The organism is Aeromonas sp. QDB54, assembly GCF_027707385.1.
Classification (GTDB): Bacteria; Pseudomonadota; Gammaproteobacteria; order Enterobacterales; family Aeromonadaceae; genus Aeromonas; species Aeromonas hydrophila.
Window position 1 is genome coordinate 65,226 of sequence record NZ_JAPCIT010000005.1, and the last position, 26,280, is coordinate 91,505.

Sequence of the window (26,280 nt, forward strand, 5' to 3'; positions counted from 1 at the left end):
AACGGTGGGTTTCGCTGCGCGCTACCCACCCTACGCGCGGCCGGCCGATAGATGCACCGGGACGCCGGTTTGCCCCCTTCTTCCCTTACGGGAGAAGGGCTGGGGATGAGGGGGAAGGCAACGTATCGGCGTTGGGCTTCCACCAGCTCAATCACCATGTGGCTGCTTGCCCTGCTGCAATTGGCCTGGCTTGGCTGGCTGCTGACCTTCCCGGTAGCGCTCGATTCCGACGATGCCCTCAACTTTGCCCACGGGGTGGTGCGCTTCAGCGTGCTGGAGTTCTCCCCCCATTTTCCGGGCTACCCCGCCTTTATCTGGCTGGCGCGGCTGATCAATCTGGCGGTGGACGATCCCGCCCGTGCCGTGCAGTGGGCCAGCCTCTTGGGTAGCAGTTTGCTGGCGCCGCTTGCCGCCTCCCTCGCGGTCAGATTGTGGCAACGGCCAAGCCTGCTGGCGCCGGTCTGGCTGCTGGTGCTGGCCCTGCCGCTCACCCCGACCCTGGCGCTCTCCGGCCTCTCGGACGGGCCGGCGCTGGCCGCCTGGCTGGGCACGCTCCTGGCCTTGCAGCACCGCAAGATAGCGCTGACGGGTCTGCTGCTGGGCCTTATGCTGGCGCTGCGTCCCTCCTACTTCGTGCTGGCCCTGCTGCCCCTTTGGCTGGGGATGGCGCAAAAGGGAACGCACGTCAGGTTTGTGCTCCCCATCGCACTGGTGGGGCTAGCCTGCCTGCTGTTTGTCTGGCAGGCCGATGGCTGGGCCTATTTCAGCGAGGGGCGCCGCTTTACCGACGGTCACTTTACCCTGTGGGGCAACACGGCGGCGGCCCACGGCGATCGGCTGCTGAGCTGGGCCCGTACCTTCCACGAGCAGCTGACCCCGCTCTGGCCCCTATTGATGGGAGCCTTGCTGGTACTGCCACTCTGGCAACGGTCAAAGGATCACAATCCAGCCCCCTCCGTGCTCTGGACCCTCTACTGGCTCGTCCTGCTGCTGTGGACCCTGTTTGGCCAGAACCCGGACAATCCCCGCCATCTGGCCCCCATCACCCTGCTCGGCCTGGTGCTGCTGGCAGGCTGGCTGCCGCGCCGGGGCGAGCTGCCAGCCATGCTGGGAGCCCTGTTGCTGCTGCTCAGCACCCTCACCCCGCCGGCGGCGCCAGCCATGACCCGGGCCGCCAGGCTGGCCGAGCAGGCGTGCCCGGCGCTGGTGACCCAGTGGGGGGTGAGGCTGCTGCGCGAAACCACGGCCCTGCCCGTCACCGACGGCTGGTATCAGGGGGATGCCCACCTTGCATTGGCGCAAGGGGCCTGCCGGCTTAGCCGGCGTCCCCTCGGCCCGGAGGATCTGCCCGCCGGTGGCCAACGGGTCTGGTTTGCCCCCCGCTTTCACGCCGAGCCCGGCCTTTGGCTCGGCATACAGGATCACCCCCGTCACCAAAACTGGTAGACTGGATGTTTGTCACTCCCTGACTTCGCACTCATCAAGACTGGATAGCCTATGCCCCACGCCCCCCTCTCCCCCCGTTTCCTGTTCATCCTGCTCGGCGCGCTGGCGGGCCTGACGCCGCTCGCGGTCGACATGTACCTGCCCGCCATTCCGGCCATCGCCCGGGATCTGGCCACCAGCATCGACGGCGCCCAGCTCACCATCAGCGCCTTTCTGGGCGGCTTTGCCATCGGCCAGCTGTTCTACGGCCCGCTCGCCGACAGCTATGGCCGCAAGCCGGTGATCCTGGCTGGGCTGGTGATGTTTGCCATCGCCTCGGTGGGCTGCGCCATGGCGGACTCCCTGCCCGAGCTGCTGGCCTATCGGATGCTGCAGGCAGCTGGCGGGGCGGCCGGCTCTGTGGTGGTCAATGCGCTGCTGCGCGACCTGTTCGAGAAGGAGGCCTTCTCCCGCGCCATGTCGTTCGTGATCCTGGTGATGACGCTCGCCCCTCTTGTCGCGCCGGTAGTGGGCGGCTACATCAGCGCCCACAGCGACTGGCGGGTGATCTTCTGGCTGCTGGTGGGAATAAGCCTGCTCATCTGCCTGATGATGCAGTGGAAAATTCAGGAGACCCTGAAACCCGAGCACAAGCAGCCCCTCAACCTCGGCCAGATCCTGAAGAACTACTGGGGCGTGCTCTCCCATCGCGGTGCCATGGGCTACGTGCTGTGCGGCTCGCTCTCAAGCTCCGGCATGTTCGCCTTCCTGAGCGCCTCCCCCTACGTCTACATCGAGTACTTCAAAGTACCGACCGAGCACTATGGCTGGCTGTTTGGCCTCAACATCCTGCTGATGATGGTGGTCACCTTCGTCAACAGCCGGCTGGTGAAGGGGGTGGGCGCCGAGCGTATGCTGCAATACGGCCTGCTGGTGCTGCCCTGTGCCGGCGCCCTGCTCATCTACAACGCCTGGAGCCAGACCGGTGGCCTGTGGGGCATCGTCATTCCGGTGGTGCTGTTTGTCGGCCACATCAGCCTGGTGGGGGCCAACGCCATGACCGGCCTGATGGGCCACTTCCCGCAATCGGCAGGCACAGCCTCGGCGCTGGCTGGCACCTTGCGCTTTGGCATCGGCGCCGTGGTGGGGATCCTGGTCAACCTCAATCCCCCCGAATCGCCGCTGCCGATGGCCATCGCCATCGCCGGCTGCGGGTTCGGCTCGACCCTGAGCTACTGGCTGCTGACCGGCAAGAAATAAGCCCAGGCCCCAGCAAACAACAAGGCCGCCCACCTGCATCGCAGGGGGCGGCCTTGTGTTATCTGCACGTTGTCAACGCATCCTCTGCCCCGAAGGGTGAAGGCTCAGCCTACTTCTTGCCAAACCCCGAGCGTTTGAGGGTATAGCCGGCGCTGTTTTGCCAGGCGTCCAGCCCGCTGCGGTTGTTGCCCGCCACCAGGCTGGCGGCCAGGCTCGGGCTGTTGAACAGCTGATCGGCAGTGAAGACAAAGCCACCTTCGCTGCGCGGGGCCAGGATCCCCTTGCCCAGCAGCTCCTGGCGCAGTTCGATCACCGCCTCGCGTAAGGAAGCCGCATCCTCGCCGTTGGCGGTGGAGCCCGCCAGCACCATGAAGCCGGGGTTCTGCCGCTTGCCCACCGGATAACCGTGGGCCTCGGCCCCCTTGCCGTTGAAGTGGTAGAGCTCGCGCTCGCCCGGCTTGTTGTCGGAGAGCGCCTTTTGCAGGGTCATCAGCTCGTTGTAAATCTCGATGGGGACCACGGCAGCCTGCTTGTTGCCCTTGCTGTCGATGATAAAACTGACTTGCTTGTGTAACATCCTTGCGCATCCTGTGACCCATGGAGGCCCCTATTCTAACCACCACAGGCGAGCGGGATCCAGCCAGGATCCTCACCTCTTTTGCAGCCTTGATCACTAACTGGCACTCTCACGCAAAGGCAAAGCCGCGTGATCATTAGGCAGGGGAGCAACGTACATGGCATGATGAAAGCCATTGACCATCAACCGGTTATCCCATGCTGACCCTGCGCAATCTCGGCAAGAGCTTCGATAACGGCAGCGAACGGCTGCCGCTGTTTCACCACCTTGATCTGACCCTGGCGGCCGGCGAGATCACCCTGCTGCTGGGGCAGAGCGGCTGCGGCAAGTCGACCCTGCTCAACCTCATCGCCGGCCTCCTCCCCCCGGATGAGGGGGAGATCTGGCTGGGGGAGACCCGCCTTGACAACCAGTCGGCGGACGAGCGGGCCCGCCTGCGCGGCCGCCATTTCGGCATCGTCTATCAGGACTTCAACCTGCTGCCTACCCTGACCGTGGCCGAAAACCTCGCCCTGCCCCTTGCCATCAACCAGCTTGCCCGCGATGAGACACGCATTGACAGCCTGCTGGAGCGCCTCGATCTGGCCCACAAGCGCCACGCCTGGCCGGAGCAGCTCTCCGGCGGCCAGCGCCAGCGGGTGGCGCTGGCCCGCGCCCTCATTCACCAGCCCCAGTGGCTGCTCGCCGACGAGCCCACCGGCAGTCTCGATGAACACAACGCCGAGCAGGTGATGGCGCTGATGATGACGGCGGTGCGGGGCACCGGCGCCGGCCTCTTGCTGGTGAGCCACAACCCCGCCTATGGCGCCCTGGCGGATCGGGTGCTGCGCCTTGAAGGGGGCCAGCTGGTCGAGCTCAAGGGGCGCCGCCATGACTGACGCCCGCCACGGAGGGCAGTGATGCTGCCGCTGCCGCTCAAGGCGCTGCTGCGCCTCTATCGCGCCCACCCCTGGCTGCTGCTGATGAGCCTGGTCGGGCTCACCCTCGGGGTCTCCCTGGTGGTGGCCATCGAGCTCTTGAACCACAGCGCCCGCACCAACTTCGTCGCCGCCCGCAGCCAGCTGGCGGGGGAAGCGAACTACCGGCTGGCGCCGGACGGCGGGCTGGACGAGCAGCTCTATGTGACGCTGGTGCGCAGCCAGCCTAACCTCGACGCCATGCCCCAGCTGCACGGCTGGCTGCAAGATGAGCAGGGGCGCAGTTTTCAGCTGCTGGGGATGGATCTGTTCAACCCCGGCCCCTTGCGCCGGCTGTTTGGCGCCGCGCCGGACAAAGAGCCCACCTTCTCCCTCACCCGCGCCGACAGCGTCTGGCTGGCCGCCCCCGAAGCGAGCCGCCTTGGCTGGCAAACAGGCCAGAGCCGGCACTTCGTGCTGGGTGGCGGTGAAGGGGCGCCGCCCCGCCCGCTGACCCTCACCCTGGCCGGCACCTTCGAACCCGGCGCCGTGCCCATGGAGCGGCTGCTGGTGACCGACATCGGCCTCGCCCAGCCGCTGCTGGGCAAGGCGGGCCGGCTCGATCGCATCGTCTTCAAGCTCAGCGAGCAAGAGGCCACGGCCTTGCAACGCGCCCTGCAGGCTGCGCAGGGAACCGGGCTCGCCGCCCAGCCCTTGTGGCTTGAGCCCATCAGCCCGGCGCTCGATGCCAGCCAGCTCGGCGATGCGCTGGCGCTGAACCTCACGGCACTCTCCCTGCTCGCCATGGCGGTGGGATTGTTTTTGGTGTTCAACGCCCAGCGCTTCGTGCAGAGCGTGCGCCGCCCCCAGCTGGCCCAGCTCATCATCCTCGGCATGCCGCCGCGCCGACTGCTGCGCTGGCTGACCCTGGAGATCCTGATCCTCGCCAGCATCGGCACCCTGCTCGGGCTGCTGCTGGGCAGCCTGTTGGCCCTCGCCCTGATGGGGCAGCTCACCCAGGCGCTGGCCGATCTCTATGGCCCCAACCCCATCGACCTGTTGCGCCTCTCCCCCGCGAGCCTTGGCAAGGCGCTGGTGATCGGCCTGCTGGGCACGCTCGCCGCCAACCTGCCCGGCTGGTGGCAACTGCTGCGCCAATCCCCCCTTGAGCTGCGAGAGGGCAACAGCCGCCCGCCGGCTCATCCCTGGCAACGTCGGGGGCTCGCCATCGCCATCTTGCTGCTCTGCGCCTTGTGCCTGTGGCGGCCAGAAACCGGGCTGGGCGGCGCCCTCTTCGTGGCAGGTGGCTGGCTGCTGGCCATGGCGCTCGCCCTGCCCGATGTGCTGCGCGCCGTGCTGGGCCGGCTGCGCCGACGCGAGCGTGGCTCCCTCAGCGCCCGGCTCGGGGTGGCCGAAACCCTCTATCACCTGGATCGCACCGCCATCGCGGTGATGGCGCTGCAACTGGCCATCGCCGCGGCCATCGGCATCGGGGTCATGGTGTCGAGCTTTCGCTCGAGCGTGGAGATCTGGCTCGGCCAGCGCCTGGCCGCCGATCTCTATGTCACCGCTCCCAAGGGGGTGGCCGGCAACAAGGGCGCCCTGAGCGAGCAGACCCTCAACACCATCCTCGCCGCGCCGGACGTGCGCGCCGCCTCGCGCCGCTCGGTGCATCCGGCCCGCTGGCAGGGGCAGCCCATCGAGTGGGCGCAGATGGACTTTATTCCCGAGCTCAAAGCTGCCTATCCGCTGCTGACCGGATGCTGGCCCGCCACCCCCGCCGAGGTGCTGGCGAGCGAACCGCTGACGGTGCGCCTCGGGGTCAAGGTGGGCCAGCGCCTCGAGGTGAGCGGCGAGCAGGGGCCACGCACCTTCACCGTCACTGGCGTCTATCAGGATTACGGCAGCGACAAGGGGCAGATACTGCACGCCTTCGAAGGAGGCAAGGTGCAATCCCTGGCCCTCTTCAGCCCGCACGTTGATCGCCTCGCCGATCGCCTGCGGGCCCAGTTTGGCGAGCGGGTGAACCTGTTGCCCGCCCCCGCCATCCACGCCGCCGCCCTCAGGGTGTTCGACCAGACCTTCGTGGTGACCGAGCTATTGAAGTTGCTGATCCTGGGGATCGCCTTCGTCGGCATTGGCTCGGCCTTCATGGTGCTGGGGCTGGCCCGGCGCGGCGAGTTGCAGACCTTGCAAAGCCTTGGCTTGAGCCCACGCCACTGTCGCAGGTTGCTGGTGTGGCAAGGGGCGGGTCTCGGGCTGCTCACCGCGCTGTTGGCCCTGCCGGTGGGCTATGGTCTTGCCTGGGTGCTGATTGAGGTGGTCAACCCCCGCGCCTTCGGCTGGCGGCTGGCCTTCGAGGCCGCCCCCCTACACGCCGTCACGGCGATCCTGCTCGCCCCCGTCTGTGGCGCGCTCGCCTCCTGGTACGCCGCAAGGAGAGTGGTATGAAAACATTCAACATCTGGTCGCTGGCGCTGATCTGCACCCTGTATGGCGCCGGGATCAGTGCCAACGATCTGGGCGCCATCCTTGGCGGCGGCAACGATCACTTCAAAAAGGCCCTGCCGGGTCAGTCCATCCACCTGCCCGCGGATCACGGTGCCCACCCCGACTACCGCTCCGAGTGGTGGTATCTCACCGGCAACCTGAAAGACCAGCAGGGGCGCGACTACGGCATGCAGTGGACCCTGTTTCGTCAAGGCATCGAGCAGGAGATAACATCCGACAACCCCTGGCTCACTCCCCAGCTCTGGCTGGCCCAGTTCGCCATCACCGATGTGAGCAAAGGCAGCCACCAGCAGGACGAGCGCACCAGCCGCCAGGGGCCAGGGCTCGCCGGAGCCAGCAGCGGTGAGTATTGGCTGAAAGAGTGGGTGCTGGCCTCTCAAGGAAAATCACTCTTTCCCGCCACCCTCAAGGTGCAGAGCAAGGCGGGGGATCTTGATTTGAAAGTAAGCGCCGCCAAGCCAGTGGTGCAGCAAGGCAAAGCGGGTTACAGCGAGAAGAGCCCGGGCAACGCCTCCTTCTACTACTCCTACCCGCGCCTGACCATCAGCGGTACGCTGACCCTGGATGGCGAGACCCGCAACGTCAGCGGTGAGGGCTGGTTTGATCACGAGTGGAGCAGCTCGGTATTGGCCGAGTGGCAATCGGGCTGGGACTGGTTTTCGCTGCAATTTGCAGATGGCCGCGAGCTGATGCTGTTTCGCCTGCGCACCAAGGCAGGACGCACTGAGCCAGAAAACCGCTACGGCATCCTGATTGAGCGGGACGGCAGCAGCCGGGTGCTGAATCCTGCGCAGATCCGCCTCACCCCCGGCAAGACCTGGCGCGGCCCCAAGGGGCAACCCTACCCCATCGACTGGCAGCTTAAGGTCGCCGATTTGACTCTCGTTATTAAAGCCCGCCAACCCAATCAGGCCATGACGGGGCGCTTTGACTACTGGGAGGGGGCGGTATCCGTCTCGGGAGATGCCAAGGGCGTTGGCTATCTGGAGATGACCGGCTACTGAGCCTTGCCCCCTGCTTGTCTCTGATGACAGCCCCCCGCCATCAAAAACCCCGGCCAAGCCGGGGTAACAACACAGTGCTGTGACGGAATATAAAGACGGGATCAGGGCTGCTTGTCGCCCACCATCATCAGACCGTGCGGTTCGGGGAAGCCCACCACCAGGGTCGTCTTGCGGGTTTCCGGCATCTCGAACGCGGCGACGTAGGCCGTTGCCCCCTCTTTGGCCTTGGCCAGGCCCAGCATCCACTTGTTCTCAAGCGGGCTGAGATCGCTTGACGCCTTGAAGCTGCACTTGCCAAACCCGCTCAGGATGAGCTTGCTGAGCCCCTTGCCAGACTCTGCATTGCCCTTGCCGGTCAGGGTACAGCCCGCCTTGGGAAATTCGATCTCCAGGGTCAGGGAGCCGCCATTGTTGGTGCTGCGGATCAGCCCCACCATGGCATCGCCAAAGCCGGCGTCCTCTGCCACCCGCCAGCTGTCGCTGTTGATCGTCCGGGTAGCGAGCTTGTTCACGGCAAGGTGGCCGCTCCAGTCGCGATAGAGGGCGGTGCTCTGATCCGGATCCCGGAACTGGGTGCCGGTACGGCTGAAGTCAAAGGTCCAGCGCTTGACCTCCTTGCCAGCCAGATCGGTTACCCCTTTGTCTTGAAAGCTGATGAGGTTGTGGTCGTTGCTCTGGGCATTGAGCCGCTTGCCCCGCACCGAGGTGCGCTCCAGCAGTACCGGATAGATACCATCCTTGTTCTCTTTCTGGGCCGCCTGTCCCATCCATTGCGAAGAGGTAATCGACTTGCCGTCGTTCTCGACCCAGACGCCCCAGCGCTGCTCGCCATCCCCCTTGGGATAGACCAGCGTCAATCCCTCCACTCCCTTGATCATCTTGAGCGGCCCCTGATCGCCATCGCGGCTGAGCAGGTTCGCCTCATAGACGCCGGCATCGGGCAACGGCAGCGGCGCGCGCTTGGCGATGCTGTTGGCCGCCTTCTCGCTGTCACAGGCGGACAGGGCGGCGGTGCAGGCGATGGCCAGCATGGCTTTGTGGTGCATTCTCATGACTCTTGTTCCTTGCAATTGCTTTGTTATGTGAGGTGCATTCAATCGCCGCTGAATTTACTGGAGGAAGGGTTCGCCGGTCGACGCAAGATCTGTAACCAGCTGTTACAAGGCATTGATGAGCAAGAGATAACACATGACTTGGTTGACCGGGCGGTGCAGCAGCAAAGAAGAAAGCCATCTCCCCTCCCCCCGTTTCTCTCGACCTTTCCGTGTAAAAATCTGACCGCCATCAAGATTTCATTCAAATCCCACGGATCGGCTGTGTTTTTACTCAACAGGAGCGGTCAGCGTTTGATAGGCTACTCATCCGGCCCTCAGAGCCCCAAAGGCAGCCAGGGAGTGGTTATGGCTCATTTCTTTTTAATTCTGCTTGAAGGCAGCACAACGGAAGCTGAAATCCGTGCGGTAGCCATGTAGCTTGGCGGGTATTTTTTCAAGAATTAAAGTTGAAATACCTAATATCATCAGGGTTTTATAAAAAACAATCAAAGCAATTAAATTCTCATCAAACAATGAATTTTCAACTTAACTCATCAGGATTACTATTGAAAATACCAAAAATACTCATAATCACAAGTAGTTATGATAAAACTTGTGATTACTTGATAAATAAGTACAAAGATATTAATTTCTTTAGACTTAATTTAGATAATTTTTCTAACTATAGAGTCACATATACTTCAAGTAGATTTACAATCAGCAATTCCAATAACCTTATCGATACTGACTCGTGCCTTTCCATATATTTTAGAAAACCATCAATGGAGAATTTAGACGGAGTTTTTGAAAAAAATATCATTCTTACGTTCATAAAGAAACCTATTCTCTCATAGAGGGTATCGTTGAAAGCTTTGATGGCATAACTCTTACAAAGCCATCGATTATGCGCAAAGCGAACAATAAGGTATTTCAAGCATCCTTAATTGAAAAAACTGGATTTATCACACCAGAACTATCTATAACCAACTCGGATTCTATTCTTGAATATTTTTCACAACGCAATGGAATTATCAAACCAGTTGCTATCGGAGAAATCACAACAAACTCTACCAAAGAATTTGTTCAAACAAACAAGATTAATCCCTCATTTAACACAGATTCATTTCATTACTCGCCTGTATATCTACAAGATTATCTTGAAAAGGATTATGAAGTACGAATAACAATAATAGGTGAAAATATTTTCCCTGTAAAAATCCTATCAAAAAACAACATCGACTGGCGTAAGCCAAATAATACTGTTTCATATAGAGCGTGCTCAATCCCTAAAGAAATAAGATGTAAGTGCCTTCACTTTATGGACTTGTGCAATATGAAATTTGGTTGCTTTGACTTTATAATAAAAGATGATACTTGGTATTTCTTAGAAATGAATGCTAATGGTCAGTGGTTATGGTTAGAGTACGAAACAGGCCTAAGCATATCAGCGTCTATAATATCCCACCTAATGACTAACAGTAAGAGCGTGAGGTTTAACTTAAACAATGAAATTTCTAGCCTGTAATAAATTTATTTTTTACATTTGTCGAGGGTTAAACTTACTCCCGATATTTCATATTTCTAATGATAAAGAGTTTGATTCTGTCAGCACTCTCACTGATTTACGTATATCGCTCATTGCACTCCCCCTAGGAGATAAATATCTATACCTTGTTTCATATTGTATTTCCAGTGGATTCAAATTTGTTTTCAACATCAAACTGTCAAACATACAACCCCCTCAAAACCAGTCAGAACTAACTGAAAAAGAGGAAAATTTCCTAACACTAAAAGATGATGATAAAGAATCTCAAAGCCAGCTAAGAATTGAATTATTAAAACATAAATATGCTGAATGCCAGGGCAGCATTAACACTTAAAATAACAAGGTAAATAGTTACATCGCCATTGCCCTAGTGTATGCCGGTTTATTCACATTTTTACTGCAATTATGTCTCCGTTATCAAAATTCATTATTTGGCTGGTTAACATGGAGTTTATTCCTCATCTCAGGAATTAGTCTTACCAATGTTCTGATTTTATTGCACCGATACCTTCAAGTTAAACAGACCTTAAAAAGTAAATTTTCTGAATTCAAAGAAAACCCTAGCTGGAAGTCATTAGCAAAAAGTATTTACATTGACTGGATAACAGCTAAAGATGAGCAAATTGAAGCCGCTAGCATTGTTAAAAATATAGAAAAATATTTTATTAGAAGCATAACTGGCGCATTATTACTTTTATTTTCAATCTTTTTATCTCACACCTACAATATCACTTCACCCTTAATTAAGGGAGATGACAGTTACTTTATTATACTCGGTCAGAATGGTGATTTCTCACCGCAGGAACTATTAAATCTATCGAATGCCATATCATCAGAAAACAACGTAACATTTATTCTTTCAAAATCAAATACCCGTGGTCAAAAGGCAATTAAATCTGTTATTGGCTTACTTAATATTTCAAAAAAACATTCTATTATCACCGTAAGTGATGACCTTTTTAATAAAAAAGCCGTTGTAGCAAAAATTCAGGAGTAGAAATGAAACCTTATATTATGAGTTATAGCGAAAAAATTGATCTGCGTTCATCCACATCAGATTATAATGTAGATACTACAATCCAAACCTTCACTGTAGAAAATCAAGACCAAGATAATATGTATCTTGACTGGACAGTTCAAACCAATACAACTGAATCCACTGATAATGACAACACGCAGTACGTGGACCAAACTGAAATAACAAAGACACTTGAAGCAACAGATAGAGATGAACTTCACTTAGACTCAACTATTGAGACTCGAGTTATAGAACCATCAGACCAGGATGTAATATATTTAGACTATACCACATTAACAGAAACTATAGAGAATACAGACCCTGACGAGATACTTATTTTTAATTAATAAATAATGATGTCAGGGAAACCTGTTTTTGTGCACATCTTCTGATTCCCTTCTGGCACGGCAAATTATCAGAGAACGTGGGTCCTCCGGCAAGACTATAACAATGGTATTTCACTGTTGGTTTTGATGGTTCTCAATATCCTGCACAAGACCAAACCGCCACCAACGGCAGGATATTTATCCTGCCGTTTTTATTTTTCTATCTCGCCGCCTGATCGACCAGATAGAGGATGCTGTGATAGGGAATGCCGGCGTGCTGGCTAAGCCCCATTTCGCAGGTGCGGCTGTTGCTGAAACCCTGACGACAGTCGTTGGGAACCTGGGCGGGCAGGCTGGCAAGCGCGGCGGCGTTGAGCTCCGGGGTCATCAACCCCTTGTCACCGGCAAAGCCGCAGCACTGGATATGCTCGGGAACTATCACCTCGCGGGCGCAGGCTCGGGCCACCGCCAACATCTTATCCCCCAGCCCCATACGCCGGCTGCTGCAGGTGATATGGAGCATGACGGTCTCATCGATGGGGGTCAGCTCAAGGTGGAGCAGCAGGTGTTCCAGCACAAAGGTAGCGGGCTCGAACACCCGAAGGCCCTTGCCGAGCGCCCCCGACAGCAGTCGCTGCACGCAGGGGCTAGTGTCGAGCAGCACGGGCCAGCGCCCCTGCTCGCTTGCCTGCCACAATACCTCAGCCAGCTCAGTACGCTTGGCGGCAGCCACCTCGACCATCCCCTTGCTGTCATAGGGCATGCCGCAGCAGAGCCCCTCAATTCTCACCGGCACTATCACCCGGCAGCCCGCCTTCTTGAGCAGAGATAACACCACGTCCGGCAGTGACGGGGCATCCTCCTGCTGGCCGAATACCCTGCTGGCGCACGACGGCAGATAAACCACAGCGCGCTCGCTGGATCCGCCATGGCTTCCCTCCCCTGGCGACCACTGGTAGCGGCTCGGCCCCGGCAGGGTCGGCAGCCAGGCGGGCGTGCGCTGGCCGCTCAGATGGCGAACCCCGTTCACCAATCCGGCCAGCGCTTTTTCTCCCAGCAGCTTGCCGGCAATCCTTTTGAGGCCGAGGGCCCCACGTGCCGTGCGGGTGACGCCGGCGAAGTGATCGGCACTCCAGCGGGCAATGGGCACGAAGCGCCGGTACTTGTCAGTGCGCAGCTTCTTGATGAGCGCTCCGGTGTTGATGCCGACCGGGCAGCGATCGGCGCAGAGCCCGGTCGCGGCGCAGGTGTCGATGCCCTGATAGTCAAACAGCCGGGCCAGCTCGCGGGAGGGCTCATCGGCACGATTGCGGCGGGCCAGTTCGCGATAGAGCACGATGCGCTGGCGCGGCGAGAGCGACAGGGTGCGCGAGGGGCAGACCGCCTCGCAAAAGCCGCACTCGATGCACGGATCGACGATGGCATCGCTCGCCGGCATGGGCTTGAGATGGGCCAGGTGGGCGTTGGGGTCGTCGTTGATGATGACGCCGGGATTGAGCAGGCCATCGGGGTCCAGCAGCGCCTTGATGCGGCGCATCAGCGCCATCCCCTCCGGCCCCCATTCGAGCTCCACATAGGGGGCCATGTTGCGGCCGGTGCCGTGCTCGGCCTTGAGGGACCCGCCAAAGCGCACGGCGACGAGTTCGGCCACCGCATCCATAAAGGCGCCGTAGCGGGCCACCTGGGCCGGATCGTCGAACCCCTGGGTAAAGACGAAGTGCAGGTTCCCCTCCAACGCGTGGCCAAAGATGATGGCTTCACCGTATTCGAAGCGATCGAACAGGGCTTGCAGCCCCGCCACTCCTTCCGCCAGGCGCTCGATGGGAAAGGCGACATCCTCGATGATGACGGTGGTGCCAGTGGTGCGCACCGCCCCCACCGCCGGGAAGAGCCCCTTGCGAATGGCCCAGAGGCCGGCGCTGTCGCTCGTAAAAGGCACAGAGGCGACCTGGGCGAACTCGGCGGCCATGGCCGTCACCTGCTCGCAGCGATCCTCCAGATCCTCTTTCGATTCCCCATGCACCTCGACAAGCAGGGCGCAGGCAGCCAGGTCCAGGGTCTTGATAAAGTCCGGCAGGCCGGGCTTGCCCGCGACCGAGCGAAGGGAGCGCCCATCCATCAGCTCCACCGCCGCCACCGGCGCAGCTTTAAGGCGCGAGGTGGCCAGACACGCCTGCTCGGCGTCCCGGAACACCAGCAGGGCCGAGGCCTTGTGAGGGTATTCCGGCACGGTGTCGAGCACCACCTCGGCGATAAAGCCGAGGGTCCCCTCCGAGCCAATCATCAGGTGGGTGAGGATATCGACGGGGTCCTCATGGTCGAGCAGGGCGTTGATGGCGTAGCCGGTGGTGTTCTTGAGCCGGTACTTGTGGCGGATCTTGGCGGCAAGCTCGGTATTCGCCAGCACCTCGGCGCGCAGGGCGGCAAGCCCCGTCAGCAGCTCCGGGCGCCTGGCCGCCAAGGCGGCGCGGCTGTGGGGATCGCCACTGTCCAGCACTGTGCCATCGGCCAGCAGCAAGGTCATGGCGTGCAAGGTGTGATAGCTGTTGTGGGCGGTGCCGCAGCACATGCCGCTCGCGTTGTTGGCGGCGATGCCGCCAAGCTTGCAGGCGTTGATGGAGGCGGGATCCGGTCCAATCTTGCGGCCCAGAGGCGCCAGATAGCGGTTGGCATCGGCGCCGATCACCCCGGGTTGCAGGGCGATGCGCGCCCCCTCGTCCAGAATGCGGTGGCCGCGCCAGCTGTCGGTCAGGGTGATGAGCACAGAATCGCTCAGGGCCTGGCCCGAGAGGCTGGTGCCGGCGGCGCGAAAGGTGCACGGCAAGCCCAATTTGCGGCACACCGCCAGCACAAAGCGCACTTCATCGAGGGAGTCGAGGCGCACGATGCGCTCGGGCACTAGGCGGTAGAAGCTGGCGTCCGTGCCGTGGGCCAATCGCAAGTCCGGGTCGCTCACCAGCCGCTCCGGCGGAATGCGCGAGAGCACGGCGGCATCAAACTGGTTCCAGCGCATCAGCAATCCTCCACCAGCACTAGCAGCAGGCGGCTCGGGCCGTGGGCGCCGTAGGCCAGGGTCTGCTGGATGTCGGCGGTCTTGGAGGGGCCGGAGACCAGCAACAGATTGGTGGGCATGGCCTGCTGCCAGCGCCCGGCATCCACCAGCCCCGCCAGGTTGTCGGCGATGGTGGAGGCCGCCAGCAGGGCGATATGGCAGGGGGGCACCAAGGAGAGAGTGCGCGGCTCACCGCCATCGGGTAGCAACACCAACGTCCCGGTATCGGCGATGGCACCCGCGCAGTGGGTGATGCCCGCCTGACAGGCATCGAACAGCTCATCCTTCCAGCCGGCAAACTCCCCCGCCGGGGTCAACACAGATCGCCCGGCGCAGGCTGCCGCGACCGCCGCCTGCCAGCGGCCGCCCTGGCCACAGGCCAGATGCGTTATTGCTTCCCCATCCAGCCAGACGGCCAGATCCCGGGCAAGGGTCGCCTCCTTGACGGTGAGGATCTCGGCATGGCTGGCGCAGATCCCGGCAACAAAACGCTCGCGCCGCACGCCGTCATCGGCCCCGCGCCAGGGCTGCCAGCCATGGGGGGCGTGGGCAATGGGGGTGGCGGCGCCGCGCAGGCGGCTCAATATGGCCTCTTTGCTCGACATTTCAGGACTCCTTCTTCTTCTGGCGCAGCAGGGCGTGCAGGCTCTGGGGGGCGGGTTTGGGGGCTTCGCGGCACTGGGTCCAGGGGCCCAGATGTTTGGGCATCAGCCCCCGCAGGCGACCGGCCACACCGGTCGCGGCGTGGTAGAGGCGCGGGTGGGTGGCGGCAAAGGCAAACCCCTGCATGGCAAGCGTCTCTAACCGGCTCTTGGCCGCCCCCTGCCCCGCCAGCGATTCGTGACCGGGCTGTGCGTCGTGTTTGGCCTCCCGCCGCAGGCGCTGCAACAGGTCGGGAATGGGGATCCGCACCGGGCACACCTCGCCGCAGGCACCGCACAGGCTGGACGCCGTCACCAGATCCTGGGTGCTCTCGAGCCCCAGCAGATGGGGGGAGACTATCTTGCCGATGGGACCCGGGTAGATGGTGCCGTAGGCGTGGCCGCCGATGCGGGTGTAGACCGGGCAGTGGTTCATGCAGGCGCCGCAGCGGATGCACTGCAATGTCTTGCGCAGCTCTTCGTCCCGGTAAGCCTGGCTGCGGCCGTTGTCGAGCAGCACCAGGTGCACCTCGTCCGGGCCGTCCAGCTCCCCTGCCCGGCGCGGGCTGCTGATGACGTTGAAGTAGGTGGTGATGGCCTGGCCGGTAGCCGAGCGGGTCAGGGCGCTGTAAAGCGGCGGCACGTCGGATAAGAACTCCACCACCTTCTCGATGCCGGTGATGGCCACGTGCACTTTCGGCACCGTGGTGCACATGCGCCCGTTGCCCTCGTTCTCGACCAGACACAGGCTGCCGGTCTCCGCCACCGCGAAGTTGACCCCCGACAGCCCCATGCCGGCGCGGCGAAACTCTTCGCGCAAGGTCCGCCGTCCGGTCTGGATCAGTTCGTCCACGTCGGTGGTGGGGGTGAAATCCGCCAGATTGCCGGCGAAGGTGTCGCTCACCTCCTGCTTGTTCTTGTGGATGGCGGGCATGATGATGTGGGATGGGGTATCGCCGTCGAGCTGGACGATAAACTCCCCCATGTCGCTCTCAAGGCAATGGATGCCGTGGCGCGCCATCTCGTGGTTGAAGCCCACCTCCTCGCTCACCATGGACTTGCCTTTGACGATGCTGCTCACCCCATGTTGCTGGGCGATGCCGAGGATGATGGCGTTGGCCTCGGCCGGCGTCTGGGCCCAGTGCACCCGGATGCCGTTGCGCTCGCAGTTGGCCTCTAGCTGCTCCAGGAGTTCCGGCAGGCGCGACAGGCAACGCTGGCGAATGTGCTCCGCCGCATCGCGCACCACAGCTTCTTCGGCAGGGTCGGCGAAGACGTCGCGGCGCTTGGCGCGCAGGTAATCCATGGCGCCGCGAAAATTCTGGCGCAGCACCGGGTCGGCCAGGGCCGCCTCGGCCTGGGGATGGAAGCGGCGCGGCGAATACTTGGCGTGCTCACTCATGATGGGCCTCCTCTTTTTCTGACAAAGGCTTGCTGTGGGCGAGCAGGAAGCTGGCCAGGTGCATGGCGGGCAGTGTCTTGCCCTGATAGGCCAGGGCTCCCTTGATGTTGAGCAGGCACCCCCAGTCGGCGCTCACCAGGGTGTCGGCGCCAGTGGCCAGCAGGTGGCGGGTCTTGTCTTCGACCATGGCCTGGCTGATGTGGGGATGGCGCACCGAGAAGGTGCCGCCAAAACCGCAGCACTCGCTCTCGTAGGCCTGCTCATGCAAGGTGACCCCATCGAGCTGGCCCAGCAGGGCGCGGGCCCGACTGTGCACCTGCATCTCACGCCGGGCCGAGCAGGAGGTGTGCATGACGATGCTCGCCCTCCCCACCCCGTGCCAGCGCACCCGGCAGACCTGGGCCAGAAACTCGGTGAGCTCGAACACCCGTTCGCAAAACGCCGCCACCTCGCGGCTCTCGGGGAAGAGTCGGCGGTAGTGGTGATGCATCATGCCGCCGCAGGAGCCCGACAGCACCACCACCGGCCAGGGCTCGGGGAAGAGCGCCATCTGGCTTTGCGCCACCTGGCGCGCCTCCTCTTCATGGCCCGAGGTGTAGGCCGGCTGTCCGCAGCAGGTCTGTTTCTCGACAAAGTGCACCCTTATCCCTTCCCGCTCGAGCAGGGCGATGGCATCGAGCCCCGCCACCGGGTCGAACAGGTCCACCAGACAGGTGGCGTAGAGATAGACATCGGCCGGCTTGGCCGGATAGACCCGAATTACCTTCATCACTTGCTCTCCTTTACTTCAACTGCAGCAGGACGTCCGAGATGTGGAAGCTGTACATGAGCGCCAGCCCGATAAGGCCGGTGGCCAGCAGGTAGTAGAGGGTCGGCAGCGCCGTCTTGCGCAGCGTCGCCCCCTCACGACCGAGCAGCCCCACGGTGGCCGACGCCGCCACCACGTTGTGAATGGCAATCATGTTGCCGGCGGCCGCACCCACCGCCTGCAGCGCCAGCATGGCGGCGGTGGAGACCCCCAGGGTCTGCGCCACTTCAAACTGGAACTGGCTGAACATCATGTTCGACACCGTGTTGGAGCCGGCGATAAAGGCCCCCAGCGCGCCTATGGTGGCGCTCAGGGCCGGGAAGAACTCCCCCACCAGCCCGGCGGCAAAGTTAGCGGTGGTCACCGGCATGCTGGCGAGATCCGCCCCGTTGACGCCGGAGTTGATGAAGATGCGCACCATGGGCACGGTGAAGATCAGCACGAAGCCGGCGCCGATCAGAGTGCGGCTGGACTCCCCCAGCGCCCGCCCGAAGGGGGCGAGGGAGCGCGATTGCAGCAAGGTGGCGAGCAAGGCGCAGAGCACCAGCAGGCCCCCCGGCAGGTAGAGCGGCTCAATGGAGGCGCTGACCCCCTTCTCTCCCAAGAGGTCGGTGAAGGCGAGGCTCACCGACAACAGGCTGGCCTTGAACTCCGGGCTCACCCGGCTGGCCACCAGCAAGAGGGCCAGCGCCACATAGGGGAGCCAGGCCAGCAGCAGCGACATGGGGCGGGCGGCGGCCTCTTTGAGATCGAGCTTGAGGGAGCCCAGCCACTCGGCGGGCCACTCCTGCTCGGGGGCAAAGTCCCAGCTGGTTTTTGGCACCAGAAAACCGGCTCGCGCCGCCGTCACCACCAGGGCCAGCCCCACCAGGCCGCCGATAAGGGACGGGAACTCGGGGCCAAGCAGCATGCCGGTCAGGGCATAGGGCACGGTGAAGGCGAGCCCGGCAAAAATCGCAAACGGCAGGATGGCGAGCCCCTCGGTCCAGCTGCGGTGGCGGCCGAAGAAGCGGGTCAGCATCATCACCATCAGCACCGGCATCAGGGTGCCGACCACGGCGTGAATGAGGGCCACGTTGGTGGTCACCTGCTGCAGGTAGACCTCCCAGCTGCTGCCCCCGGCGCTCAGGGTCTGGCCGATGGACTGGCTGTCGAGCCCCTTGTTGATCCCCACCAGAATGGGGGTGCCCACCGCACCGAACGAGACCGGGGTGGACTGGATCATCATGCCAAGCAGCACCGCAGCCAGTGCCGGAAAGCCGATGGCCACCAGCAGCGGCGCCGCGATGGCGGCCGGGGTGCCAAAACCGGAGGCCCCTTCGATAAAGGCGCCGAAGCACCAGGCGATGATGATGGCCTGGATGCGCCGGTCCGGCGAGATGTTGGTGAAGCCGCCGCGAATGGCGCTGATGGCGCCGGTGTGCTTGAGGGTGTTGAGCATCAGGATGGCGCCGAACACGATCCAGAGCACGGTCAGCGTGATCAACAACCCCTGCAGGGTGGAGGCAAAGACCCGGGTCGGGCTCATCTGCCAGCCCCACAGGGCGATGAACACGGTCAACAAAAAGGCGACGGGCATGGCGCGCTTGGCGGGCCAGTTGAGGCCGACCAGCAGCACGGCGGCCACCAGGATCGGCGAGAAGGCCACCAGGGCCAGCAGGGTGTCTGTCATCATTGCGTCCTTGTCCGAGCGGTGCAGAGGCGCACCTTGTTGTTGTTTTGTTAAGCGGACGTGACCTTACCCTGTTCCTTTTTCGCGATATATGGAAATAATGAACAACATTCGTTCCAAAAGTTGATCAATATGGCCAGTACCGACGACCTCATCCTCTTCGCCCAGGTGGTGGAGGCCGGCTCCTTCAGCAAGGTGGCTGAACAAAATTCCCTGACAAATTCGGTAGTTAGTAAACGGATCGGACGCCTGGAGGAAGAACTCGGCGTGCAGCTGCTCTATCGTACCACCCGCCGGCTCACCCTGAGCGAGGCGGGCAAGGCGCTCTATCAGGGTGCCAAAAATGTGAAGGCCGCCGCACTGGACGCCTTCGATGCGGTGGCGGGTTTTGGTGAAAAGGTGAGCGGCCATGTGCGGATGTCGGTGCCCACCATCTCCGGCGAGCTGCTGCTGGCCGACGCGGTGGCCGATTTTTGCCAGCAGCACCCTGGGCTCACGGTGGAAATGTCGCTGGACAACCGCTTCGTCAATCTGGTGGAAGAGGGGTTTGACCTGGTCATTCGCACCGGTTATCTGGATGACTCGAGCCTGATTGCCCGCCACATCCTCGACTCCCAGTGGGTGATCTGCGCCGCCCCCGCCTATGTGCGCCGCTTCGGGGCGCCGCGCGAGCCGTCAGACTTGCTCGCCCACAACTGCCTGCGCTACGCCTACCAGAGCACGGGGGCCTCGGAGTGGGCCTTCAAGGGGGAAGAGGGCAACTACCTGCTGTCGGTATCGGGCAGCTTTTGCACCGACAACGCCGGCGCCCTGCGCAAGGCGGCGCTGGGGGGGCGCGGCATCGTCTATGTGCCGCGCTGCCTGGTCTATCACGATCTAATGAATGGCGAGCTGGTGGACCTCTTCCCCGATCAGGTGGGCAAGAAGCTCGGCATCTACGCCGTCTACCCCTTTACCCGCCAGCCGCCGCGCAAGATCCGGCTGCTGATCGAGCACATCCGCCAGCGCTACCTCGACATCGCCCACTATTTTGGCTGACGGGGGATGGCGCTCATCCCGTATCAACGGGGGGCTTTTTTGACCCGGGCGGCAGAGTTGCCTACCATGGCCCTCCCCTTTACCGCTCAGGACCAGCCCATGTGCACCGTCTTCTCCGGCCAGGATCCCAGTCACTACGCCTGCACCACCCGCTCGGTGCGGATCTGCGGCCACAGCACCAGCATCCGGCTGGAAAACAAGTTCTGGACCATCCTGGAGCAGCTCTGTCAGGCCCAGGGGCGCTCCATGGGGCTGTTTCTCTCCGAGCTCTATCAGGAGGCGCTCGGCAACGGCATGGAGATGAGCAACTTTGCCTCCCTGCTGCGCTGCTCCTGCCTGATCCATCTGGAAACAAGACAGGAGCCGGACGTCGCCGCCTGAGGGGCGCCGCTTTCTTCCCCATGAAAAAAGGGCCGCAGCACCAGGCTGCGGCCCCTTCCTATTCCACGCTTCAAGCTCAGACGAAGCGGCCGGCCCGCTCGATGAACTCGATCTGGTAACCATCGGGGTCGGTCAAAAAGAACAGCCGGGCCAGCAGGGTGCCCTCATGGTGCATCGCCTTGACCTGCGCAGGCGCCAGACCCAGGGCCGTCAGACGCTGATGCGCCGCCTCGATGTCTTCCACCGTCACCGCCAGATGGCCATAACCGTTGCCGTGGCTGTAGGGCTCGGCTTGGCCCTCGTTGTGGGTCAATTCGAGCTCGAAACCACTCTGATCATTGGCAAGGTAGGTGAGGGAAAAACCGTCGAAGGGGAAGTGATCCCGCACCGCCAGCTCGAGGGCCTCGCGGTAGAAACGCACGGATCTGTCCAGGTCACGAACCCGGATCATGGTGTGGATGAGTTTGGTCATAGGGACTCCTTGGTGATGGGAGTCACAGGGTAACCAGGGGCTCAGCCGGCCGGGTAGTAGTGGACTAGCACCCGGTGATTGGCGGCCAACACCTGACATGACCTCGCAGGCTCAAGCCACCAGGGCCGCATCAAAGCGGCGGCTGGCGCCAATTCAGCCGGGCTGGGCGGTGAGAAAGGCCAGCGACTGGCGGTTGAAGTGCTCGGGCCGCTCCACGTTGCAGACGTGGCCGCAGCCGTCGATGATCTCGAGCCGGCTGTAGGGATCGCGCGCCACCTGCTCGCGCACCGGCGCCAGGAACATGTGATCTTCCTCCCCCATTACATAGAGGGTCGGAATGGGCAGGGCCCGCTCCTTGAAGTAACGCATCAGGGGATTCACCTCGGTGGCGAGGCGAAACCAGCGCTTGAACTCTTTTTGGCACAATTTGCGCGCCTCGCGCACGAACAGGTTGCGCGACTCCTGATGGTGCTGACGGGGCATGATGATGAAGGCAAACAGCCGGTAGAGCCACATGTAAGGCAGGATATGCTGGCCGAGGCGGCCGAGCTGCACCAGCACCCGCGAGCGGATGTCGAGCCGCAAAATGGCGCCGCCCAGCACCATGCTCTTGACCCGCTCGGGGCAGAGCTCCGCCAGATGGCGAATGAGGATGGTGCCAAGGGAGATGCCGACGAAGTGGGCGCGGCGAATATTGAGGTGATCGAGCAGTTGCAGGATATCTTCGGTCACCGCCCGAAAGCTGTAGTGGCCCTTGATCACCTGCTGCAGCTTGTGGGACTGGCCGTGACCGCGCAGGTCCAGCAGCAGCACGTTGAAGTGTTCGCGATAGGCGCGCAGCTGCTTGAACCAGATGGAGGAGCTGCCGCCCGCCCCGTGCACGAAGACTACCCAATCCCGCTCGGGACCCAGCTCGAAGGTCTTGTGATACAGCATCTTGCGACTCCCTCATCGACGGCATTGGGGTATAGTAGGCGCGCATCTTAGCAGATTTTTTCACCCGACTAATACGTTTGCACCGCAAGCGGCCAGGAGCATGACCATGGAGTTGACCCGTTTGAGATCCTTTCTGCTGACCCTGCCGGGCGCTCAGGAGGATACCCCCTTCGGCCCAGAGATCCTGGTCTATCGCATCGCCGGCAAGATGTTTGCCCTGCTGGACTGGCAGGCCGAGCCGCTGCGACTGAACCTCAAGTGCGAACCCGAGCTGGCCCTGCTGCTGCGTGAACTCCACCCCGAGGTCAAACCGGGCTGGCACATGAACAAGCAGCACTGGAACACGGTCACCTTCAGCGACGGCCTGGCCGACGACCTCTGGCAGGGCTGGGTGCATCACTCCTACGAGCGGGTGGTAGCCGGTCTGCCCAAGGCCAAGCGCCCGCAGGCGCCGCAGCGATGAGCCCCGCCATGGCGGCAGAGCCCAGGCTCGTTCAGCTGAACGAGCAGCATATCCCCGCCCTTTGCGCCCTGTTCGAGCAGTCGGTGCGAAGGATTGGCCCCCAGCACTACAGCCCGGAGCAGGTGGAGCAGTGGGCCCTCGGCGCCCATCATCCCGGCTTTGCCGGCCAGCTGCGCGAGCACCATGGCTGGGTGCTGGAGCAAGGCGGCAAGCCACTTGGTTTCGTCACCCTGAGCCAGGATGGTCACCTCAGCCTGCTCTATGTGAGCGCCGCTCACCCGCGCCGGGGCTATGGCAGCCTGCTGCTGGCTGCGGCCCTCGCCGAGGCAAAACAGCTCGGACTCACACAGCTGACAACGGAAGCCAGCGCCTTCAGCTATGGGCTATTTTTACGGTATGGCTTTGAGCTGACCGGATTGGAGAGCGTGGAGCGCGGCGGGGTCGGTTTTATCCGTTATCGCCTGCACTGCCGCTTGCCAAGCTAGGTCCAGCCACTAAAATACGCACAGTTTTTTCGTATTGTTGAGGATTGAGGCCGCCATGGTTGTAGAAAGCGAAGGCTATATCGCCCTGATTGAGTATCTGGTGGAGAGTCTGGGACTGTTTGAAACCCAGCAACAGAGCAGTGGTGAACAGACCATCGAAGATCTGGTGAGCGGCCGGGTGGCCAGCAACCTGATGGCCATCTGCGAACAGAACCCGCAGCTCGATCCCAAGTTGCGCTTCGTGATCATGCAGGAAGCCGATGCGGTGGTGGCCGATCTGGAAGAGGTGCTCTCCGCCGTCTGGCTGCGCGCCCCGACCCCGGAGCAGAAAGCCTTCCTCGAAGAGTTCATCGATCTTATCAAGAACCTGTTTGACGGCGCCATCAGCTGATCACAATGGCGAACGCCCAGTTCGCCACTCCCTCGCAAATTTTCCGCACCGCCAACATGAAAAGGGCCGCCTTCAACGGGCAGCCCTGCTTGCTATCATTTCAACTCATCAAGCTTTTCAATGACTTTTATGAATTTTCGAGGCAAGAAATGTGTCTGGTCTTAGCCGCCATCCATGGTGGCTACTAGGTTAGGCAAAGTAGGTTCAATTTAGTTCCCGCCCATGACACATTTTTTTATGATTTTTTTCACTCTCCTGACAACGCCCGATAAAAAGGCCGCAAACGCGGCCTTTTCTTTTCACCATCAATGACAAGTCACAGATACCCGTCATCTTCACCTAGCGGTTGAGGCTCGGTGGCAGGCAGACGCCGATGCCACCCAGGCCGCAATAACCGTCCGGATTCTTCTCCAGATATTGCTGATGGTAATCCTCGGCGTAATAGAAGGGCGCCAGCGGCAGAATGCGGGTGGTGATGGTGCGCCCGTCACCGCTGGCCGTCATCGCCTGCTGATAGGCGGCCAGGCTCTGCTGGGCAATCGCCTCCTGGGTGTCGTCCCCGAAGAAGATGACGGAGCGGTACTGGGTGCCGATGTCGCCGCCCTGGCGCATGCCCTGAGCCGGATCGTGCTGCTCCCAGAACAGCTTGAGCAGATCACCGTAGCTGATCACCTTGGGATCAAACACCACCTGCACCGTCTCGGCATGGCCGGTCAATCCGCTGCACACCTCCTTGTAGGTGGGATTCTGGGTCACCCCGCCCTGATAGCCGGCGGCGGTGGAGTAGACCCCGGGCTGCTGCCAGAACAGGCGTTCCACACCCCAGAAGCAGCCCATCCCGAACCAGGCCACCGCCATCCCTTCAGGCCAGGGTCCCTGAGTCGGGTGACCATTGACCGCATGCTGCTGGCCAATCACCATCGCCTCGCGGCGTCCCGGCAGCGCGTCTGCCGGCGAAATAATCTGTTCCATGCACCCTGTCCTTGTATAAAAACCTGTGCGATCGCACAGCTGACGAAAAGGAATATCGAAGATAACAGTTTATGGGCCGGGATCAACCTGAGGCGCACCGTCATACCGCTGACACCCCTGCCCCGCCTGGTGTCGCCGCTGTTCGGGCCGCCAGGCCGTTCCGATGACAATATCGCGACAAATCAATATTTAATCTTGATTTGTGCATTTATTTTCATATATTGAGCCCATTGCTGTTTTTTTATGGAAGAAGCCTCAAGTGCGTGAACGCGAACCCAGCCTGGTCTATGCCTTTCGGCAGTCTACCCCCTACGTCAATGTGCACAGAGGCGCCACCTTCGTGCTGATGATGGGGGGGGAAGCCCTCTGCCACCCCAATTTCGCCAACATCGTCAGCGATATCGCCCTGCTGCAGACCTTAGGGATACGCCTGGTGCTGGTATTCGGCTCCCGTCCGCAGAACGACGAAGCGCTGGCCCGTGCCGGCATCGAGGCCCAGTACCACAAGCGCATCCGGGTCACCGATGACGAGAGCTTCACCATCATCAAGCAGGTGTGCGGCGGCTTGCAGTACGACATCACCGCCCAGCTCTCCATGGGGCTCGCCAACACTCCCATGCAGGGTGCCCGCATCAGCGTGGTGAGCGGCAACTTCGTCACCGCCCAGCCGCTCGGGGTGGATGACGGCATCGATTTTTGCCACAGCGGCCGGGTGCGCCGCATCGACGTGGAGGGGATCACCCGCCAGCTCGATCAGAAGAGCCTGGTGCTCATCTCCCCCATCGGCTGCTCGGTCACCGGTGAAAGCTTCAACCTGAGTTCGGAAGAGGTGGCCCGCCGAGTGGCGGTGGATTTGAAAGCGGACAAACTCATCTGCTTCAGCAGCACCCAGGGGGTGATGGACCGCCACGGCGAAGCCATCTCCGAGCTCTTCCCCGAGCAGGCCGAGGAGCTGCTGGTAGAGCTGGAGCAGGCGGGGGAAGAGATGTCCGGCACCGCCCGCTACCTGCGCGCGGCCATCGCCTCCTGCCGCGGCGGCGTGCCCCGCTCCCACCTGGTGAGCTATCAGGATGACGGCGCCATGCTGCAGGAGCTGTTCAGCCGCGATGGCCTCGGCACCCAGATCGTGCGGGAAAGCGCCGAGCAGGCGCGCGCCGCCACCATCGAAGACATCGGTGGCATCCTGGATCTCATCCGCCCGCTGGAGGAGGAAGGGATCCTGGTGCGCCGCTCCCGCGAGCAGCTGGAGATGGAGATCGACAAGTTCACTATCATCGAGCGCGACGGCCTCATCATCGGCTGCGCGGCGCTCTACTGCTTCATGGAAGAGGCGATGGCAGAGATGGCCTGCGTCGCCATCCACCCCGACTACCGCAACTCCAACCGGGGGGATCAGCTGGTGGCCAAGGTGGCTGAGCGGGCCAAGCGGCTCGGTATCCGCCGCCTGTTCGTGCTCACCACCCGCTCCATTCACTGGTTCCGGGAACGGGGCTTCGATCCGCTGGAGGTGGAAGATCTGCCGGTGGCGCGCCAACGCCTCTACAACTGGCAGCGCCGCTCCAAGGTTTTGTCAAAGACAATCGTATAACCCATTGATTTTGCGTTGGCTTGGCTGACTTTTTGAACTTTTTCACAAACTCGATTGACAGTGCAATCCAACGCAAGGTATTTCTAAATGCACTCCACCGCCCTGGTGGAGCCAGAAGAGGAGCGCTGCCCAGGCAGCCCGAGGGAGGACACCAGTGTCCGGTGAACTTGGGTCAGGGGGAGCAGCGCCGAGACATCTGAGGCAACTGGATACCTCAGTGTCGGCTGCGGGGGCTGAATCCCCCGGGTTGTCATCGGTAGTGGTCATCCCCCACCGCGCCCCGTCAGGGGCGGGTACGGGATGGGCTCTGCGGGTGGAGTGCTTCTGGCCGGGATAGCTTCGATCATTCCTGCCATTTTCAGCCTCCTCCTCTCTTTTTGCC

Annotated in this window: 25 protein-coding genes and 1 riboswitch; of the genes, 15 read left to right on the plus strand and 10 right to left on the minus strand. The window is 61.3% G+C overall.

Annotated elements, in window-relative coordinates; genetic code table 11:
- The first annotated feature begins 162 nt into the window (after window positions 1-162).
- Both PG881_RS06445 and PG881_RS06450 read left to right on the plus strand, forming a co-directional pair.
- Complete coding sequence (locus PG881_RS06445) at window positions 163-1,446, plus strand: hypothetical protein (RefSeq protein ID WP_270798989.1); 1,284 nt, start codon at window positions 163-165, stop codon at window positions 1,444-1,446.
- 51 nt (window positions 1,447-1,497) lie between these two features.
- Window positions 1,498-2,685: a Bcr/CflA family multidrug efflux MFS transporter gene (locus PG881_RS06450; RefSeq protein WP_016351032.1), complete on the plus strand. Its 1,188-nt coding sequence runs from the start codon at window positions 1,498-1,500 to the stop codon at window positions 2,683-2,685.
- Window positions 2,686-2,794: 109 nt separating this feature from the next.
- Here the strand turns inward: PG881_RS06450 and PG881_RS06455 are convergent, their stop codons facing one another.
- On the minus strand, window positions 2,795-3,262 hold the full coding sequence (locus tag PG881_RS06455; protein ID WP_016351033.1) for a DUF4357 domain-containing protein: 468 nt from the start codon (window positions 3,260-3,262) through the stop codon (window positions 2,795-2,797).
- A gap of 197 nt (window positions 3,263-3,459) precedes the next feature.
- On the opposite strand from PG881_RS06455, the gene PG881_RS06460 reads away from it, so the two are divergent.
- The 3 genes from PG881_RS06460 to PG881_RS06470 are packed head-to-tail and all read left to right on the plus strand — an operon-like array spanning window position 3,460 to window position 7,673.
- The gene (locus PG881_RS06460; RefSeq protein ID WP_252451699.1) at window positions 3,460-4,140 is read left to right on the plus strand and encodes an ABC transporter ATP-binding protein; all 681 of its coding nucleotides are present in this window, start codon (window positions 3,460-3,462) and stop codon (window positions 4,138-4,140) included.
- Between the two features lie 21 nt (window positions 4,141-4,161).
- On the plus strand, window positions 4,162-6,609 hold the full coding sequence (locus tag PG881_RS06465; RefSeq protein WP_270798805.1) for an ABC transporter permease: 2,448 nt from the start codon (window positions 4,162-4,164) through the stop codon (window positions 6,607-6,609).
- On the plus strand, window positions 6,606-7,673 hold the full coding sequence (locus PG881_RS06470) for a lipocalin-like domain-containing protein (RefSeq protein ID WP_270798807.1): 1,068 nt from the start codon (window positions 6,606-6,608) through the stop codon (window positions 7,671-7,673). The genes PG881_RS06465 and PG881_RS06470 overlap by 4 nt, the downstream gene beginning before the upstream one ends.
- Before the next feature lie 101 nt (window positions 7,674-7,774).
- On the opposite strand, the gene PG881_RS06475 is transcribed toward PG881_RS06470, so the two are convergent.
- The gene (locus PG881_RS06475; protein ID WP_333563420.1) at window positions 7,775-8,719 is read right to left on the minus strand and encodes a hypothetical protein; all 945 of its coding nucleotides are present in this window, start codon (window positions 8,717-8,719) and stop codon (window positions 7,775-7,777) included.
- 18 nt (window positions 8,720-8,737) lie between these two features.
- On the opposite strand from PG881_RS06475, the gene PG881_RS06480 reads away from it, so the two are divergent.
- The 4 genes from PG881_RS06480 (at window position 8,738) to PG881_RS06495 (ending at window position 11,618) form a co-directional block, all read left to right on the plus strand.
- Entirely contained in the window at window positions 8,738-9,145 is a 408-nt protein-coding gene (locus PG881_RS06480) for a hypothetical protein (RefSeq protein WP_118881044.1), read from the plus strand.
- A gap of 466 nt (window positions 9,146-9,611) precedes the next feature.
- Window positions 9,612-10,232, plus strand: a complete 621-nt coding sequence (locus PG881_RS06485) for a hypothetical protein (protein WP_270798817.1) — start codon at window positions 9,612-9,614, stop codon at window positions 10,230-10,232.
- 517 nt (window positions 10,233-10,749) lie between these two features.
- Window positions 10,750-11,250, plus strand: coding sequence for a hypothetical protein (locus tag PG881_RS06490; RefSeq protein WP_270798820.1), 501 nt, complete (start codon window positions 10,750-10,752; stop codon window positions 11,248-11,250).
- 2 nt (window positions 11,251-11,252) lie between these two features.
- Window positions 11,253-11,618: a hypothetical protein gene (locus PG881_RS06495; protein ID WP_162901906.1), complete on the plus strand. Its 366-nt coding sequence runs from the start codon at window positions 11,253-11,255 to the stop codon at window positions 11,616-11,618.
- Window positions 11,619-11,817: 199 nt separating this feature from the next.
- Here PG881_RS06495 and PG881_RS06500 read toward each other — a convergent pair whose 3' ends face one another.
- From PG881_RS06500 to PG881_RS06520, 5 genes are read right to left on the minus strand one after another with little or no spacing between them, the layout of a single operon-like run.
- A complete protein-coding gene (locus tag PG881_RS06500; RefSeq protein ID WP_270798823.1) occupies window positions 11,818-14,610 on the minus strand; it encodes an FAD-binding and (Fe-S)-binding domain-containing protein in 2,793 nt (930 codons plus the stop codon).
- A complete protein-coding gene (locus PG881_RS06505) occupies window positions 14,610-15,254 on the minus strand; it encodes a LutC/YkgG family protein (protein ID WP_270798825.1) in 645 nt (214 codons plus the stop codon). Before PG881_RS06505 ends, PG881_RS06500 begins: the two co-directional genes overlap by 1 nt.
- 1 nt (window position 15,255) lies before the next feature.
- Entirely contained in the window at window positions 15,256-16,692 is a 1,437-nt protein-coding gene (locus PG881_RS06510; RefSeq protein WP_270798827.1) for a LutB/LldF family L-lactate oxidation iron-sulfur protein, read from the minus strand.
- On the minus strand, window positions 16,685-17,461 hold the full coding sequence (locus PG881_RS06515; protein WP_264098548.1) for a (Fe-S)-binding protein: 777 nt from the start codon (window positions 17,459-17,461) through the stop codon (window positions 16,685-16,687). The genes PG881_RS06510 and PG881_RS06515 overlap by 8 nt, the downstream gene beginning before the upstream one ends.
- 13 nt (window positions 17,462-17,474) lie before the next feature.
- On the minus strand, window positions 17,475-19,172 hold the full coding sequence (locus PG881_RS06520; protein WP_264098499.1) for an L-lactate permease: 1,698 nt from the start codon (window positions 19,170-19,172) through the stop codon (window positions 17,475-17,477).
- Between the two features lie 60 nt (window positions 19,173-19,232).
- Here PG881_RS06520 and PG881_RS06525 point away from each other — a divergent pair, with 60 nt between their 5' ends.
- The gene (locus tag PG881_RS06525; RefSeq protein ID WP_017408124.1) at window positions 19,233-20,210 is read left to right on the plus strand and encodes a LysR family transcriptional regulator; all 978 of its coding nucleotides are present in this window, start codon (window positions 19,233-19,235) and stop codon (window positions 20,208-20,210) included.
- Between the two features lie 66 nt (window positions 20,211-20,276).
- A complete protein-coding gene (locus PG881_RS06530) occupies window positions 20,277-20,591 on the plus strand; it encodes a ribbon-helix-helix domain-containing protein (protein ID WP_118881038.1) in 315 nt (104 codons plus the stop codon).
- Between the two features lie 76 nt (window positions 20,592-20,667).
- On the opposite strand, the gene PG881_RS06535 is transcribed toward PG881_RS06530, so the two are convergent.
- Window positions 20,668-21,063, minus strand: coding sequence for a VOC family protein (locus tag PG881_RS06535; RefSeq protein WP_118881037.1), 396 nt, complete (start codon window positions 21,061-21,063; stop codon window positions 20,668-20,670).
- Window positions 21,064-21,216: 153 nt separating this feature from the next.
- A complete protein-coding gene (locus PG881_RS06540) occupies window positions 21,217-21,999 on the minus strand; it encodes an alpha/beta fold hydrolase (RefSeq protein WP_005302068.1) in 783 nt (260 codons plus the stop codon).
- Window positions 22,000-22,105: 106 nt separating this feature from the next.
- Here PG881_RS06540 and PG881_RS06545 point away from each other — a divergent pair, with 106 nt between their 5' ends.
- The 3 genes from PG881_RS06545 to PG881_RS06555 are packed head-to-tail and all read left to right on the plus strand — an operon-like array spanning window position 22,106 to window position 23,338.
- The gene (locus PG881_RS06545) at window positions 22,106-22,462 is read left to right on the plus strand and encodes an MmcQ/YjbR family DNA-binding protein (protein WP_016351046.1); all 357 of its coding nucleotides are present in this window, start codon (window positions 22,106-22,108) and stop codon (window positions 22,460-22,462) included.
- Window positions 22,459-22,947 (plus strand): GNAT family N-acetyltransferase, encoded by a 489-nt coding sequence (locus PG881_RS06550; RefSeq protein WP_118881035.1) that lies wholly within the window; start codon window positions 22,459-22,461, stop codon window positions 22,945-22,947. Before PG881_RS06545 ends, PG881_RS06550 begins: the two co-directional genes overlap by 4 nt.
- A gap of 55 nt (window positions 22,948-23,002) precedes the next feature.
- Window positions 23,003-23,338, plus strand: coding sequence for a DUF3802 family protein (locus PG881_RS06555; RefSeq protein ID WP_024944925.1), 336 nt, complete (start codon window positions 23,003-23,005; stop codon window positions 23,336-23,338).
- Between the two features lie 339 nt (window positions 23,339-23,677).
- On the opposite strand, the gene msrA is transcribed toward PG881_RS06555, so the two are convergent.
- Window positions 23,678-24,310 carry a peptide-methionine (S)-S-oxide reductase MsrA gene (msrA, locus tag PG881_RS06560; RefSeq protein ID WP_024944924.1) on the minus strand — a complete coding sequence of 211 codons (633 nt, stop codon included), beginning with the start codon at window positions 24,308-24,310 and terminating at the stop codon, window positions 23,678-23,680.
- Between the two features lie 259 nt (window positions 24,311-24,569).
- Here msrA and argA point away from each other — a divergent pair, with 259 nt between their 5' ends.
- Window positions 24,570-25,898, plus strand: coding sequence for an amino-acid N-acetyltransferase (argA, locus tag PG881_RS06565; protein WP_118881034.1), 1,329 nt, complete (start codon window positions 24,570-24,572; stop codon window positions 25,896-25,898).
- 107 nt (window positions 25,899-26,005) lie between these two features.
- Window positions 26,006-26,230, plus strand: a riboswitch (Lysine riboswitch).
- Window positions 26,231-26,280 lie beyond the last annotated feature (50 nt).